General features: G+C 68.7%; 13 protein-coding genes and 1 pseudogene. 2 read left to right on the top strand and 12 right to left on the bottom strand.

Annotation, left to right across the window (positions count from 1 at the left end; all coding sequences use genetic code 11):
- Positions 1–15: 15 nt before the first annotated feature.
- The 6 genes and pseudogenes from bamJ to B6N23_RS09405 form a co-directional block, all read right to left on the bottom strand.
- The gene (bamJ, locus tag B6N23_RS09430; protein WP_305498157.1) at positions 16–702 is read right to left on the bottom strand and encodes a BamJ family beta-barrel-assembly machinery protein; all 687 of its coding nucleotides are present in this window, start codon (positions 700–702) and stop codon (positions 16–18) included.
- Positions 703–830: 128 nt separating this feature from the next.
- Positions 831–1,274 carry a universal stress protein gene (locus tag B6N23_RS09425; protein ID WP_169956000.1) on the bottom strand — a complete coding sequence of 148 codons (444 nt, stop codon included), beginning with the start codon at positions 1,272–1,274 and terminating at the stop codon, positions 831–833.
- A gap of 41 nt (positions 1,275–1,315) precedes the next feature.
- Positions 1,316–2,601 (bottom strand): annotated as a pseudogene (locus B6N23_RS09420) (TRAP transporter large permease).
- A gap of 30 nt (positions 2,602–2,631) precedes the next feature.
- Entirely contained in the window at positions 2,632–3,219 is a 588-nt protein-coding gene (locus B6N23_RS09415; protein ID WP_169955995.1) for a TRAP transporter small permease, read from the bottom strand.
- Positions 3,220–3,418: 199 nt separating this feature from the next.
- Positions 3,419–4,438 carry a TRAP transporter substrate-binding protein gene (locus B6N23_RS09410; protein WP_305498138.1) on the bottom strand — a complete coding sequence of 340 codons (1,020 nt, stop codon included), beginning with the start codon at positions 4,436–4,438 and terminating at the stop codon, positions 3,419–3,421.
- Between the two features lie 91 nt (positions 4,439–4,529).
- A complete protein-coding gene (locus B6N23_RS09405; RefSeq protein ID WP_305498135.1) occupies positions 4,530–5,102 on the bottom strand; it encodes a TIGR02444 family protein in 573 nt (190 codons plus the stop codon).
- A gap of 20 nt (positions 5,103–5,122) precedes the next feature.
- Between B6N23_RS09405 and abc-f the strand changes: the two genes are divergently transcribed.
- Positions 5,123–7,051, top strand: coding sequence for a ribosomal protection-like ABC-F family protein (gene abc-f, locus B6N23_RS09400; RefSeq protein WP_305498130.1), 1,929 nt, complete (start codon positions 5,123–5,125; stop codon positions 7,049–7,051).
- Here the strand turns inward: abc-f and dtd are convergent.
- The 4 genes from dtd to thiD form a co-directional block, all read right to left on the bottom strand.
- The gene (gene dtd / locus B6N23_RS09395) at positions 7,048–7,485 is read right to left on the bottom strand and encodes a D-aminoacyl-tRNA deacylase (RefSeq protein WP_305498126.1); all 438 of its coding nucleotides are present in this window, start codon (positions 7,483–7,485) and stop codon (positions 7,048–7,050) included. The genes abc-f and dtd overlap by 4 nt on opposite strands.
- Before the next feature lie 66 nt (positions 7,486–7,551).
- Positions 7,552–8,157 carry a chalcone isomerase family protein gene (locus tag B6N23_RS09390; RefSeq protein ID WP_305498124.1) on the bottom strand — a complete coding sequence of 202 codons (606 nt, stop codon included), beginning with the start codon at positions 8,155–8,157 and terminating at the stop codon, positions 7,552–7,554.
- A gap of 75 nt (positions 8,158–8,232) precedes the next feature.
- Positions 8,233–9,078: a universal stress protein gene (locus B6N23_RS09385; RefSeq protein WP_119022669.1), complete on the bottom strand. Its 846-nt coding sequence runs from the start codon at positions 9,076–9,078 to the stop codon at positions 8,233–8,235.
- 86 nt (positions 9,079–9,164) lie between these two features.
- On the bottom strand, positions 9,165–9,992 hold the full coding sequence (gene thiD / locus B6N23_RS09380) for a bifunctional hydroxymethylpyrimidine kinase/phosphomethylpyrimidine kinase (protein WP_305498121.1): 828 nt from the start codon (positions 9,990–9,992) through the stop codon (positions 9,165–9,167).
- 24 nt (positions 9,993–10,016) lie between these two features.
- On the opposite strand from thiD, the gene B6N23_RS09375 reads away from it, so the two are divergent.
- Positions 10,017–10,448: a YqaA family protein gene (locus B6N23_RS09375; protein ID WP_110069027.1), complete on the top strand. Its 432-nt coding sequence runs from the start codon at positions 10,017–10,019 to the stop codon at positions 10,446–10,448.
- 25 nt (positions 10,449–10,473) lie between these two features.
- Here B6N23_RS09375 and B6N23_RS09370 read toward each other — a convergent pair whose 3' ends face one another.
- Together B6N23_RS09370 and B6N23_RS09365 are read right to left on the bottom strand one after the other, a co-directional pair.
- On the bottom strand, positions 10,474–11,889 hold the full coding sequence (locus B6N23_RS09370) for a TRAP transporter large permease (protein ID WP_305498115.1): 1,416 nt from the start codon (positions 11,887–11,889) through the stop codon (positions 10,474–10,476).
- A complete protein-coding gene (locus B6N23_RS09365) occupies positions 11,889–12,437 on the bottom strand; it encodes a TRAP transporter small permease subunit (RefSeq protein ID WP_305498112.1) in 549 nt (182 codons plus the stop codon). The genes B6N23_RS09370 and B6N23_RS09365 overlap by 1 nt, the downstream gene beginning before the upstream one ends.
- Positions 12,438–12,482: the final 45 nt, after the last annotated feature.

Genomic DNA, 12,482 nt, shown 5'->3' with positions numbered 1-12,482 from the left:
GCTCCGGCGTCGGGCTCAGTCATCAATGACGTCGAGCAGGTCGACGCGGAAGATCAGGGTCTCGTTGGGACCGATGGGCCCCTGGCCCTGGACGCCGTAGGCCAGCTCGGCGGGGATCACGATCTCCCAGCTATCGCCGACGCTCATCAGCTGCAGGGCCTCCTGCCAGCCGTCGATGACCTGATCGACGCGGAAGCTGACCGGCTCGCCGCGCTCCAGGGAGCTGTCGAAGACGGTGCCGTCGATCAGGGTGCCTTCGTAGTGCACCTCGACGCTGTCCTCGGGGCCCGGGGTGGCGCCGTCGCCGGACTCCAGCACCCGGTACTGCAGGCCGGAGGCGGTGACCTCGACGCCCTCCGCCTCGGCGTTGGCGGCCAGGAAGGCCTCGCCTTCGGCGCGGTTGTTCTCGGCCCGCTGCTCGGCCTCGGCCTGGCGAGAGGCCATCGCCTGCTGCTGGAACTGCATCAGGGTCTCGGCCATCTCCTCGTCGCTCATCGCCAGTTCGCCACCGGCGAAGACGTCCTGGATCGCCTGGGTGAAGGCGTCCACGTCCAGGTCTCTGACGTCCCGCTGGATGCTCTGGCCAAGGGTCACGCCCAGGCTGTAGCCGAGACGCCCCTCGTCGGTCTCCGGCGCAGCCAGCGCCAGGGGGGCGGCGCCCAGCAGGGCGGTCAGGGAAGCGGTGGTCAGCAGTCTCTTCATGAACGGGCCTTGTGGTTAGGCGCGAAGCGCCATCGGTGATTGGAGACCATGGGACTCCGCGGGGGCGGGGCGGTTCCGCACGGCGATGGTGCAAGACCGGCCCGACCGCAGCCATGATACCACCTGGGTCAGACGACCAGCGTGGGACAGTGGGCGGAGCCGGCCACGCGCTGGGCCACGCTGCCCAGCAGCAGGCTCTTGTCGCCGTTGGTGCCCTGGGAGCCGATCACGATCAGGTCGCACTCCCGCTTGCGGGCGAAGCGCACGATGATGCGCGAGGGGCGCCCACCCTTGACGAAGGCGCGCAGCTTCTCGGCCGGCACGCCCAGCTCGAGGGCATGGGCCTTGGCCTGCACGGCGATCTCGGTGGCGTACTCCTTGAGGGCGTCGTCGGGGATCTCGAGCCTGTCCGGACGCACCATGGAGAGCGAGGCCTCCAGCAGGCTGTGGTGCTTGAAGACGCACAGGGTATAGAGCTCGGCGCCGGTCAGCATCTGCAGGCCGACGCCCTTCTCCAGGGCCTTCAGCGCCCCCCTGGAACCGTCCACCGGGACCAGTATCCGATTGAACATGGCGTGTCCTCTCTTGAGGTTATTGGATCAGGGGTAGTGGATCAGCGGAATGCCAGGTCGCGCAGGAACAGGGCGATCTGCGGGAACATGATGATCAGCGCGGCGGCCAGGGTCAGCATGAAGATGAAGGGTGGCGTGCCGCGGATCACCTCCCAGTAGGGTCGCTTGAAGATGGCGATGGCGGTGAAGATGTCGCAGCCGAAGGGGGGTGTCGCCGAGCCTATCGCCACCTGCAGGGTGATCAGCACGCCCACCAGCACCGGGTCGAGGCCCGAGGCGGCGATGGCCGGGGCGAAGATCGGCGTCAGCACCAGGATCACCACGATGGGGTCCACGAACATGCAGGCCACGAAGAAGGCGATGGAGATGGCGATCAGCACGCCCACCGGGCCGGCCTCGTTGATGCCCACGGCGGCGAGGATCGTCTGGGGGATCTGGGCGAAGGAGATGATCCAGGAGAAGCCGTTGCCCACCGCCACCAGGATGAAGACCACCGAGGTGATCAGGCCGGTGGACTTGGCGATGGCGTAGATGTGGTGCAGCTTCAGCGAGCGGAACACCACGAACTCGAGGATCACCGCGTACAGCACGCAGGCGGCCGCGGCCTCGGTGGGGCTGAAGATGCCGCCGTAGATGCCGCCGACGATCAGCACCGGGAAGCCCAGCGGCCAGAGGGCGTCCTTCACCGAGACGGCGCGCTGCTTCCAGGTCGCCTTGGGCTCGGTCGGTACATTGTGGATGGTGGCGTAGACCACGCAGTAGGCCGAGAACATGGCCAGGATCAGCAGGCCCGGGCCGATGCCGGCGATGAACAGCTCGCCGATGGAGGTGCCGGAGATGACCCCGTAGATGATCATGCCGATGCTCGGCGGGATCAGGAAGGCGATGTCGCTGGAGTTGATGATCAGCGCCAGGGTGAAGGAGTCCTTGTAGCCCGCCTTGAGCATCCGCGGGCGCAGCGGCGACCCCACCGCCACCACGGTGGCCTGGGTGGAGCCGGAGACGGCGCCGAACAGCGTGCAGGAGGTGGCGGTAGAGACCGCCAGGCCCCCCCCCTGATGTGCCCCACGAAGGCCATGACCATGTTGATCAGGCGGTTGGCGGACTGGCCGCGGGTCATGATGTCGGCGGCCAGGATAAACATCGGCACGGCGATCAGCGCGGTGGGGCGGATGCCGCCCATCATCTGCTGGATCAGGGTTTCCATCTGGCCGAGGCCGCCGAAGGTCATGTAGAACCCGACGAACGCCGCCGTCGCCAGGGGGGTCATCATCGGGAAGCCGAGCAGCAGCAGCACGATCATGATGGAGAGGATGATGGCTGTCATGGTGAGGTGTCCTCGCTAGCCCGATCGGGATCAGACTTCCGTTTCCGTGTCCTTGTAGCCGTCCACCACATGGGTCGAGAGGTAGACGTCGCGGGAGGTCAGGTTCTTGATGGCGGTGAGCAGGTACTGGATGCCGGTGATGGCGAAGCCGATCGGCACCCAGACGTACATCATCCACACCGGGATGCTCAGCGAGGGGAGCACGCGACCACGGCCGTAGAGGGTGGAGATGTAGCCGATCGAGTAGTAGCAGAGCACGAACATCACCAGGGCGGTGAACAGGCTGATGACGATCATCATCCAGCGTCGCCCGCCGGTGGGCACGGCGTCATAGATGGCCGACATGCGGATATGGCGCCCGTGGCGGGCCGCATAGCCGATGCCGGCGAAGGTGATCATCACGATCAGGATGCGATTGATCTCCTCGGAGAAGTGCAGGCTCTCGCCGAGGAGGAAGCGGCTCAGCACGTTGGCGATGGTGTTGATGGCCATGAGGATCACCCCCACGGCCAGGATCACCGCCTCGGTGCGGCTGATCCAGGTGTCGATGGCCCCCAGCGGGCCGGGCAGGGTCGAGCGGTAGTTCTTCTCGGCAATGTCGTCTTCGTTCATTTCCATGTCGGCGGGCTCCTGTCGTTCCCCGTGCGCCGTGGCATCGCGAGCGCCTGTCGGGCGCTTCTCACCCTGAGGTTACCGCCTCCCTGGAGGCGCTGCTTTGCCGGCTTCAACGCTGCATGGCCGGATGTTCGGGCCGAAGACAAGGGGGGCAGCCTTTCGGCCACCCCCCGTGTCGATATCGCAGGCGCTGTGGGCCGGCTCAGTCGTCGGCCGTCACCGCCTCCAGGTCGGCGTGGAACTGCTCCAGCAGCGCCTGGCCACGCTCACCGGTCATCTCGATGAAGCGCTCCTCGACGCGCGGGGCGCGGTCGCGGAAGGCCTGGATCTGCTCCTCGGTCAGACGGGTGACGGTGACCTCGTCGGAGGCCGCCTGGATCTTGGCCAGGGACTCGTCGGCCAGGCCCGAGATATGCTCGATGATGATCTCGTAGGCATGCTCGCTGGCATCACGCACCAGCTGTTGCTCCTCCTCGGAGAGGCCGTCGAAAAAGTCCTGGTTGGCCATCATGGCGGTGGTGAACCAGCCGTGGCCGGTGTAGACCAGGTTCGGGGAGACCTCGTAGAGGCCGCCGGACTCGATCCAGAAGATCGGGTTCTCTTGACCCTGCAGGATACCGGTCTGCAGGCCGCCGTAGACCTCGCCCCAGGGCAGCGGCGTCGGGCTGGCGCCGAAGGCACGGTAGGTCTCGGAGAGCAGCGGGTTGGTCATGGTGCGGATGTTCTTGCCGCGCAGCTCTTCCGGGGTGGTGAAGGGCTCGTCCAGGGTGACGACCATCTCGCCTTCCGGATACATCTTGAGCAGCTCCAGGCCCTGTTCGGCGTAGAGCTCCGGGAACATCTCGTTGATGGCCACGCTGGTGTTGAAGAACTCGATGACCTGCGCTTCATCGGTGGGCAGCAGGTAGGGCACGAAGAAGATCTGCGCCTCGGGGATCAGCGCGCCGGTGAAGCCGGGTGACTGGTTGACGAACTGCAGGATGCCCGCCTGGGTCTGCTCCATGATGTCGTCGGACTCGCCCAGCTCGCCGAAGCGATAGACCTGGACGGTATTGTCGGAGTTCTCCTCGATATATTCCTTGAACGCCATGGCGAAGACGTCCTGGACATCGCCTTCGAACTCCTCGTGGGCATAGCGCCAGTTGGCGGAATGGGCCGCCGCGGACATCCCGAAAAGCAGGGCGCCGACGGTGGCCGTGGTCAACAGCTTGGTTGCCTTCATTCTTGTAGTCCCTTTACGGTTTGGATGGTCACGTTCTTGCGAAAATGACAGGCACGACACGGGCCTTTCGCTCGCACATGTGTTTTTCAGGCTAGCGTGGGGCCGGGGGAGGGTCAAGCGAGGCAATCAGCGTCTGAAGCGTTGAAAGATGGGTTTTTTTCTGCAGGAGAAGGGTACTTTCCAGGACTTTTTCGGTACTTATGCCGGTGGTCGGAGACAGCCGCTTTTCACCCGCGAGGACCAGTCGCTCGAGTCGCGTCAGGGCCTCGCGCTCGGCCTCGAGCTCGGCGCGCTTGAGGGTCTCGCGCAGCGCGGCGACCCCGGCATCGCTGGCCGCTTCGGGCTTGAGCCGGCGGCGCACGGTTCGCAGCGGGGCGGTGACCTCGGCCTGCCAGCGGCGCACCTCGGCCACTCCCGCCTCGGCTGCCGGGCCGGGCCGGGCGCCATGTTGCAGCAGCCAGCAGCGCCACAGCAGCTCGCAGACGTCGACGCCGGCCTCGTCCTGCAGTGCCAGGCAGGCCGCCTCGACCCCGGGGCGGGCGTAGAGGGCCAGGGCGAACGCCCACAGGGAGTGTTCGCTCAGACGGCGCCGCAGGACGGCCGTCATTTCGGTAGAATCATCGTTCATTTCATCGGTCGTCGCCGACAGGGCGGCGACCCCCATGCACAGCCCGTGGAGCCCGCATGATCGCACTGCGCCAAGTTTCCCTGCAACGCGGCACCCAGGCCCTGCTGGAGGGGGCCGACCTGACCCTGCACGCCGGTCACAAGGCGGGGATCGTCGGCCCCAACGGCGCCGGCAAGTCGAGCCTCTTCAAGCTGCTGCTCGGCGAGCTGGCCCCGGACCGCGGCGAGGTCGAGATGAGCGGCGGCCAGCGCATCGCCCACATGGCCCAGGAGGTGGAGGCCCTCGATCGCCCCATCGTCGAGTACGTGCTGGACGGCGATCGCGAGCTGCGCGCCACCCAGGCGGCGCTCGAGGCGGCCCGGGAGGCCCACGATGCCCACCGCGAGGCGGAGCTGCACGGCGCCATCGAGGCGCTGGACGGCTACAGCGCGCCGTCTCGCGCGGCCCAGTTGCTGGTGGGGCTGGGCTTCGCCCAGGCGGACCTGGCGCGCCCGCTGTCGGACTTCTCCGGCGGCTGGCGGATGCGGGTCAACCTGGCCCGCACCCTCTTCATGCCCTCCGATCTGCTGCTGCTGGACGAACCCACCAACCACCTGGACCTGGACGCCCTGCTGTGGCTGGAGCAGTGGCTTGCGCGCTATCCCGGCACCCTGCTGCTGATCTCCCACGACCGCGACTTCCTCGACGCAGTGTGCGATCACATCGTGCACTTCGACCGCCAGAGCCTGGTGCTCTACCGCGGCAACTACTCCACCTTCGAGCGTACCCGGGCCGAGAAGCTGGCGCTGCAGCAGGCCGAGGCGGCCAAGCAGCAGGCGCGACGCGAGGAGATCGAGCGCTTCGTGGCGCGCTTCCGGGCCAAGGCCACGAAGGCGCGCCAGGCCCAGAGCCGCCTCAAGATGCTGGAGCGCATGGGCGATATCGCCATGGCCCACGCCGACTCCCCCTTCCACTTCACCATTCCCGCCTCCGACAGGACCTCCCACCCGCTGCTGGTGCTGGACGAGGCGCGGCTCGGCTATCGCGACGAGGCGGGGGAGGCGAAGGTCCAGCTCGACCAGGTCAGGCTGACCCTGCTGCCCGGCCAGCGCATCGGCCTGCTGGGGCCCAACGGGGCCGGCAAGTCGACCCTGATCAAGTCGCTGACCGGCGAGCTGGCGCTGCTGGCCGGCAAGCGGGTACCCGGCGAGCACCTGGCCATCGGCTACTTCGCCCAGCACCAGCTCGAGGGTCTGGACCTCGCCTCGACCCCCTTCATGCACGTGCAGCGGCTCTCACCGAAGGCCAGCGAGCAGGAGATCCGCAACTTCCTGGGCGGCTTCGGCTTCCAGGGCGATGACGCCTTCGGCGAGGTGGGGCGCTTCTCCGGCGGCGAGAAGGCGCGCCTGGCGCTCTCGCTGGTGGCCTGGGAGAAGCCCAACCTGCTGCTGCTGGACGAGCCCACCAACCACCTGGACCTGGAGATGCGCGAGGCGCTCACCGAGGCGCTGGCGGCCTTCGAGGGCACGGTGATCATCGTCTCCCACGACCGCCACCTGCTGCGTGCCACCGTGGACGAGTTCTGGCGGGTGGCCGACCACCGGGTCGAGCCCTTCGACGGCGACCTGGAGGACTACCGGGCCTGGCTCAAGGCGCGCCTCGAGGGCGAGCGCCGCGAGGCGCGTGCCGACAGGGGCGAGGAGGCGCCCAGGGATGATCGCAAGGCGGCAAGACGTGCCGCCGCCGAGCTGCGCGAGAAGCTGCGCCCGCTCAAGAAGCAGCGCGACCGCGCCGAGCAGGCCATGGAGAAGGTCCAGGCGGAACTGGCCGAGGTGGAAGGGCTGCTGGGCGACGCCGCGCTCTACACCGACGCCGCCCGCAAGGCGGAGCTTACCGCCACCCTGGCGCGCCAGGGCGAGCTCAAGTCGCGCCTGGATGACCTGGAGGCCGAGTGGCTCGCCGCCGAGGAGGCGCTGGAGGCCATGGAGGCCGAGCTCAGCGGCTAGCTCTCCAGCAGGAAGGTCACCGGCCCGTCGTTGACCAGCGAGACCTCCATGTTGGCGGCGAACTCGCCGCTCTCCACCCGGGGCCAGGCCGCCTCGGCGCGTGCCAGCAGGTAGTGGAACAGCCGGTGGCCCTCGTCGGGCGGGGCGGCGCTGGAGAAGCTGGGCCTGAGCCCCTTGCGGGTGTCGGCCGCCAGGGTGAACTGGGAGACCAGCAGCAGCCCGCCGTCGACCTGCTGCAGGTTGAGGTTCACCTTGTCGTCGGCGTCTCCGAACACCCGGTAGTGCAACAGCTTGTGCAGCAGCCGGTCGGCGGCGGCCTCCTCGTCGCCCTTCTCCACGCCCACCAGGGCCAGCAGGCCCTGCCCGATGGCGCCCACGGTGCGCCCCTCCACGGCCACGCTGGCCCGGGTGACCCGCTGGATCAGTGCCTTCATCTCTGCTCTCCCCGATGATTCATGACCGTTGCCTGACTGGAAGCAGCGAGCGTAGCACGCGCCTGCTCAGCGGCGCCCCAGCAGGGCGTCGCGGAAGTCGTCCCGCAGCGGCCGGTCACCCAGCCAGATGCCGAAGAGCGCGTTGGCCAGCGCCGGGTCGTCACTGGTATGGAGCGTCTCGCCATTGAGGGCCAGCCGCAGGGCCTCGCCGTCCCAGGTCAGGGCGTAGCGGTCGCCGGGCTCGACGCTGCGATAGGCTCGGTTGAAGGCATTCAGGGCGGGCAGCAGCTCACCGTAGGCGGCGTCGCCCAGGCGCTCGCGCACGCTGTCGCGGGTGGCGGCGGCGAAGTCATCGGCGGCGATGGCGTGGAAGTACTCGAGCTCCAGCCGCCGCGGTACGGCCGATAGCGGGGCCGGCTCGAGGGCCTCGGGGGCCTGGTAGTAGGCCCCGACATAGGCGGTCCAGATCATGTAGCGGAACAGGCCGTGGCCGATCAGGTGGTAGGCCTGGCCGGACTCCTCCAGCGCGGTGGCGAACTGCACGCCCCGCACCTCCACCGTCTGGGTGGCGTCGGCGCGCAGCGGCAGCCAGGTCAGCAGCAGGGCGAGCAGCAGGGCCGCCAGGGGGGCGGGGATGCCCCGAGCCAGGGCGGGATGGGCAGGACGATGCATGGGGAACCTCCGGCGATAGGTCTGCGGTCATGTACAGACTTTATCATCGCGTAGAGGTTCTGTATCGAATATTGCCTACCAGGCGCGGCAGAGCATGATGTCGCAATGGGGCTCGGCCAGCAGCTGCTCGGTGATATGGCTCTGTCGGCCCAGCTGGCCGCGGCTGCCCAGGGCCAGCAGGTCCGGGGGCTGGCGGCGCAGGCGGGTCATCAGCACCTCCAGGGGGTCGCCCTGCTCGAGCACCAGCTCCAGCTCCGGCACCCTGTCGAGCTCGGCCATCAGCTGTTCGGTCTCGCGCTCCAGCTGGGTGCGCAGCCGCGCCACCTCGCGGTCTCGCCAGCGGGCGTAGTCGCCGTCGGAGCCGAGCTCCCGCTCGCCGGGAATGTCCCAGGCGTGGAGCAGGGTGAGTCGTGCCTCGGGAAAGCGCTTGAGGGTCTCGCGCAGGGTATGGCGGGAGGTCAGCGAGAAGTCCACCGGCACCAGGATGTCGCGCCACTCCTGGCTGGCCAGGTGGCTCACCGTGAGCACCGGACAGGGGGCGCTGCGCAGCACCCGGGCCAGGGTGGTGCCGGCGACGAGGTCGGGCTGGCCGCGCTTGCGGTGGGCGCCGAGGACGATCATGTCCACCTCGCGCTCGTGGGCCTCGCGGATGATCTCGGCGTAGGGAGAGCCGGCCACCGTCTGCAGCAGCATCTGGGGCTCCGGGAGGGCATAGTCCTCGCGGATATCGGTCAGCATCGCCTGCATGTCGGCCACCACCGCCTCCTCCAGGTCATGCAGCACCCGCCGCGGCAGGTAGGGGTCGAGCACGTGGATCACGTCGAGGCGGGCGCCCTGTTCGCTAGCCAGGCGCAGGGCCCGGGCGAAGGCGGCGCGGTTCTCGGCCGAGAGGTCGCAGGCGAACAGCAGCGTCTGGGTCATGGTGGCGGTCTCCGCTTCCCGAGGGTGGGACCTTCAGGATGGGAGGCCGGCGCCGCCCCTGCAAGGAGCAAAACGCCGGATTCGCCCTACCACCAGGCGTGGAAGTGGTGCACCGGGCCGCGCCCTTGACCCACATCAAGGCGCCGGCTCGCGGCCAGGGCCGCGCCCAGCCACTGCTTGGCGCCCGCCACCGCGGCCGGCAGGGCCTCGCCCAGGGCCAGGCGGGCGGCGATGGCCGAGGAGAGGGTACAGCCGGTGCCGTGCAGGTTGGCGGTGTCGACCCGGGCGCCCTCGATCCAGTGGGTCGCCTCGTCGGTGATCAAGAGGTCGGGGCACTCCTCGCCGGCGAGGTGGCCGCCCTTGAGCAGGGTGGCACCGGCGCCCAGCGCCCGCAGCGCCGGCGCCAGGGCCAGCATGCCGTCGCGGTCGCCCGGCACCGGGGCGTCGAGCAGCACAGCGCCCTCCGGCAGGTTGGGGGTGACCAGGTCGGCCAGAGGCACCAGCACCTCGCGCACCGCGCGGATGCCGGCATCGTCCACCAGGATGTCGCCGCTCTTGGCCACCATCACCGGGTCGAGCACCACCCAGCGGGGACGGCGGCGGGTCAGCGCCGCGCGGATCACCTCGGCCACCGCGCGGCTCGCCACCATGCCGATCTTCACCGCGTCGATGCGCACGTCGTCGAGCAGGGTCTCGAGCTGGGCGGCGATGAACTCGGCGGGCACCGGGTGCACGCCGCTGACGCCTTGGGTGTTCTGGGCGGTCAGGGCGGTGATCACGCTGGTACCATAGGCGCCCAGCGCCGAGAAGGTCTTGAGATCGGCCTGGATGCCGGCGCCGCCGCTGGGGTCGGAGCCGGCGATGGTCAGCACATTGGGAATCACGCGCGTGGACGGGGCGGATGCGTCGGTCATGCGGTCACCTGAGAAGGGAAGAGAATGCTGAGTCTGTTCGTGGTGGCCCTGGTCAGCGCCACCCTGCTGCCGGGGGGCTCCGAGGTCTGGCTGGCGCGGCTCTGGTGCCTGGGCGAGCCGGCCCTGATGCTGTGGGCGGTGGCCACCGCCGGCAACACCCTGGGCAGCCTGATCAACGTCTGGATGGGGCGCTATGCGCGCCGCTTCCAGGACCGGCGCTGGTTTCCCGCCTCGCCGGCGGGGCTGGCCCGGGCCGAGCGCTGGTACTTCCGCTTCGGCGAGTGGAGCCTGCTCTTCTCCTGGGCCCCGGTGGTGGGCGACCCGCTCACCGTGCTGGCCGGCGTCTTCCGGCTGCCCTGGTGGCGGGCCATCCTGCTGATCACCGTGGCCAAGGGCGGGCGCTACGCGGTGGTGCTGCTGCTCGCCCACCAGTGGCTGGCGCCGCTTTGCCAGTAAGCCGGCAGGAGGCGCCAGTCCTTGGCTAGAGCACCGAGGGCAGCCAGGTGGCGAGCCCCGGCATCAGCGCCAGCGCGAGCAGCATGGCCAGGTGCATGGCGATGAAGGGCGTCACCCCCCGATAGATCGCCGAGGTGGGCACGGAGTCCGGCGTCACCCCGCGCAGATAGAAGAGCGCGAAGCCGAAGGGCGGCGTCAGGAAGGAGGTCTGCAGGTTCACCGCGATCATGATGCCGAGCCAGATCGGGTCGACCCCCATGGCCAGCAGCACCGGCCCGACGATGGGCACCACCACGAAGGTGATCTCGATAAAGTCGAGGATGAAGCCCAGCAGGAAGATCACCAGCATCACCACCAGGGTGGCGCCCACCACGCCGCCGGGCAGCGCCTCGAACAGCTCGGTGACCAGCTCCTCGCCGCCGAAGGCGCGGAACACCAGCGAGAAGAGCGCGGCGCCGATCAGGATCAGGAACACCATGCTGGTGACCTGGGCGGTGGACTGCACCACGTCGCGCAGCACCGGCACGCTCAGGCGACGGTTCACCAGCGCCAGCAGGAAGGCGCCGAAGGCACCCACCGCCGAGGCCTCGGTGGGGGTGGCGAAGCCGCCCAGGATCGAGCCCAGCACCGCCACGATCAGCAGCACCGGCGGCACCAGCCCCTTGAGCAGCAGCGGCCAGAGGCTGCCGGTGTGGCCCAGCTCCTTCATCAGGGAGTCACGGTCGGCGGGTGGGGCGGCATCGGGCTTCACCCAGGCGGTGATCACCAGGTAGACGATATAGGCCACCACCAGCAGCAGGCCCGGCACCAGGGCGCCGATGAAGAGATCGCCCACCGAGAGGGTGCGAGGGCTCCACACCCCCATGGAGAGCTGGGCCTGCTGGTAGGCGTTGTTGAGCACGTCGCCCAGCAGCACCAGGGCGATGGAGGGCGGGATGATCTGCCCCAGGGTGCCGGTGGCGCAGATGCTGCCGGTGGCAAGCTGAGGCGAGTAGCCGCGCTTGAGCATGGTGGGCAGCGAGAGCAGCCCCATGGTCACCACGGTGGCGCCGACGATGCCGGTGGAGGCCGCCAGCAGCATGCCCACCAGCACCACGGCGATGCCCAGCCCACCGCGCAGGGCGCCGAAGGCTAGCGACATGGCGTCGAGCAGGGTCTCGGCGATGCGCGACTTCTCCAGCAGCACCCCCATCAGCACGAAGAGCGGCACCGCCAGCAGCGTCTGGTTGGTCATGATGCCGTAGAGGCGGTTGGGCATGGCGCCCAGGTAGCGGGTCTCGAAGGGCACCGGCACGCCCATCTGGATCAGCGCATAGCCGATGCCGGCGAAGATCAGGGCGGTGCCGGCCAGCGACAGCGCCACCGGGTAGCCCAGCATCAGCACGCCGCAGACCGCGGCGAACATGATCAGCGGCATGAACTCGAGGAGGGTGGCCAGCATCACAGGAGCTCCTCGTGCTGCGGGGTGTCGTTGGGCAGGCGGTGGCGGATGATCAGCACCTGGCGGATCAGCTGGGCGATGCCCTGGATCAGCAGCAGCGCCATCATCACGAGTATCAGGGTCTTGAGCAGGTAGACGCCGGGAATGCCGCCGTCCGGCGAGCGCTCCATGATCGCCCAGCTGCTGCGCACATAGGCGAAGCTGCCGATGGCGATGAAGAGCACCACCGGGATCAGCAGGAAGAGGGTGCCGCAGAGGTCGACCCAGGCGCGGCCCCGGGCGGAGAGTCGCCGATAGAAGATATCCACACGCACATGGCCGTCGCGGTGCAGGGTCCAGGCGGCCCCCAGCATGAAGACCGCGGCATGCATGTACATCACCGATTCCTGCATCACGGTACTGTGGATGCTGAAGGCGTAGCGCATCACCACGATGGCGAACTGCACCAGCATCATGATGATCACCAGCCAGGCAATGCTGGTGCCGATGCGGTCGGTAAAGGCGTCCAGGCCTCGAAGCAGGGCCGGTTCGCGGGTGGGGGAGGTCATGAGAACTCTCGTGCGAAGGCGGAAACGAGGGGCATCATCGCCGAT

Origin of the sequence: Halomonas alkalicola (assembly GCF_030704205.1) — a bacterium.
In the GTDB taxonomy this organism is placed as follows: Bacteria; Pseudomonadota; Gammaproteobacteria; order Pseudomonadales; family Halomonadaceae; genus Halomonas; species Halomonas alkalicola.
The sequence above is the reverse complement of the archived record's forward strand: the minus strand, read 5'-3'. Positions and strand labels throughout refer to the sequence as shown.

Bases quoted from the DNA above. Each gene is read 5' to 3' on its own strand.
- B6N23_RS09425 (WP_169956000.1), bottom strand. From the start codon at position 1,274: ATGTTCAATCGGATACTGGTCCCGGTGGACGGTTCCAGGGGGGCGCTG.
- B6N23_RS09375 (WP_110069027.1), top strand. From the start codon at position 10,017: ATGCTGAGTCTGTTCGTGGTGGCCCTGGTCAGCGCCACCCTGCTGCCG.
- dtd (WP_305498126.1), bottom strand. From the start codon at position 7,485: ATGAAGGCACTGATCCAGCGGGTCACCCGGGCCAGCGTGGCCGTGGAG.
- B6N23_RS09415 (WP_169955995.1), bottom strand. From the start codon at position 3,219: ATGGAAATGAACGAAGACGACATTGCCGAGAAGAACTACCGCTCGACC.
- thiD (WP_305498121.1), bottom strand. From the start codon at position 9,992: ATGACCGACGCATCCGCCCCGTCCACGCGCGTGATTCCCAATGTGCTG.
- B6N23_RS09405 (WP_305498135.1), bottom strand. From the start codon at position 5,102: ATGGGGGTCGCCGCCCTGTCGGCGACGACCGATGAAATGAACGATGAT.
- B6N23_RS09385 (WP_119022669.1), bottom strand. From the start codon at position 9,078: ATGACCCAGACGCTGCTGTTCGCCTGCGACCTCTCGGCCGAGAACCGC.
- B6N23_RS09410 (WP_305498138.1), bottom strand. From the start codon at position 4,438: ATGAAGGCAACCAAGCTGTTGACCACGGCCACCGTCGGCGCCCTGCTT.
- B6N23_RS09370 (WP_305498115.1), bottom strand. From the start codon at position 11,889: ATGCTGGCCACCCTCCTCGAGTTCATGCCGCTGATCATGTTCGCCGCG.
- B6N23_RS09390 (WP_305498124.1), bottom strand. From the start codon at position 8,157: ATGCATCGTCCTGCCCATCCCGCCCTGGCTCGGGGCATCCCCGCCCCC.
- bamJ (WP_305498157.1), bottom strand. From the start codon at position 702: ATGAAGAGACTGCTGACCACCGCTTCCCTGACCGCCCTGCTGGGCGCC.
- B6N23_RS09365 (WP_305498112.1), bottom strand. From the start codon at position 12,437: ATGACCTCCCCCACCCGCGAACCGGCCCTGCTTCGAGGCCTGGACGCC.
- abc-f (WP_305498130.1), top strand. From the start codon at position 5,123: ATGATCGCACTGCGCCAAGTTTCCCTGCAACGCGGCACCCAGGCCCTG.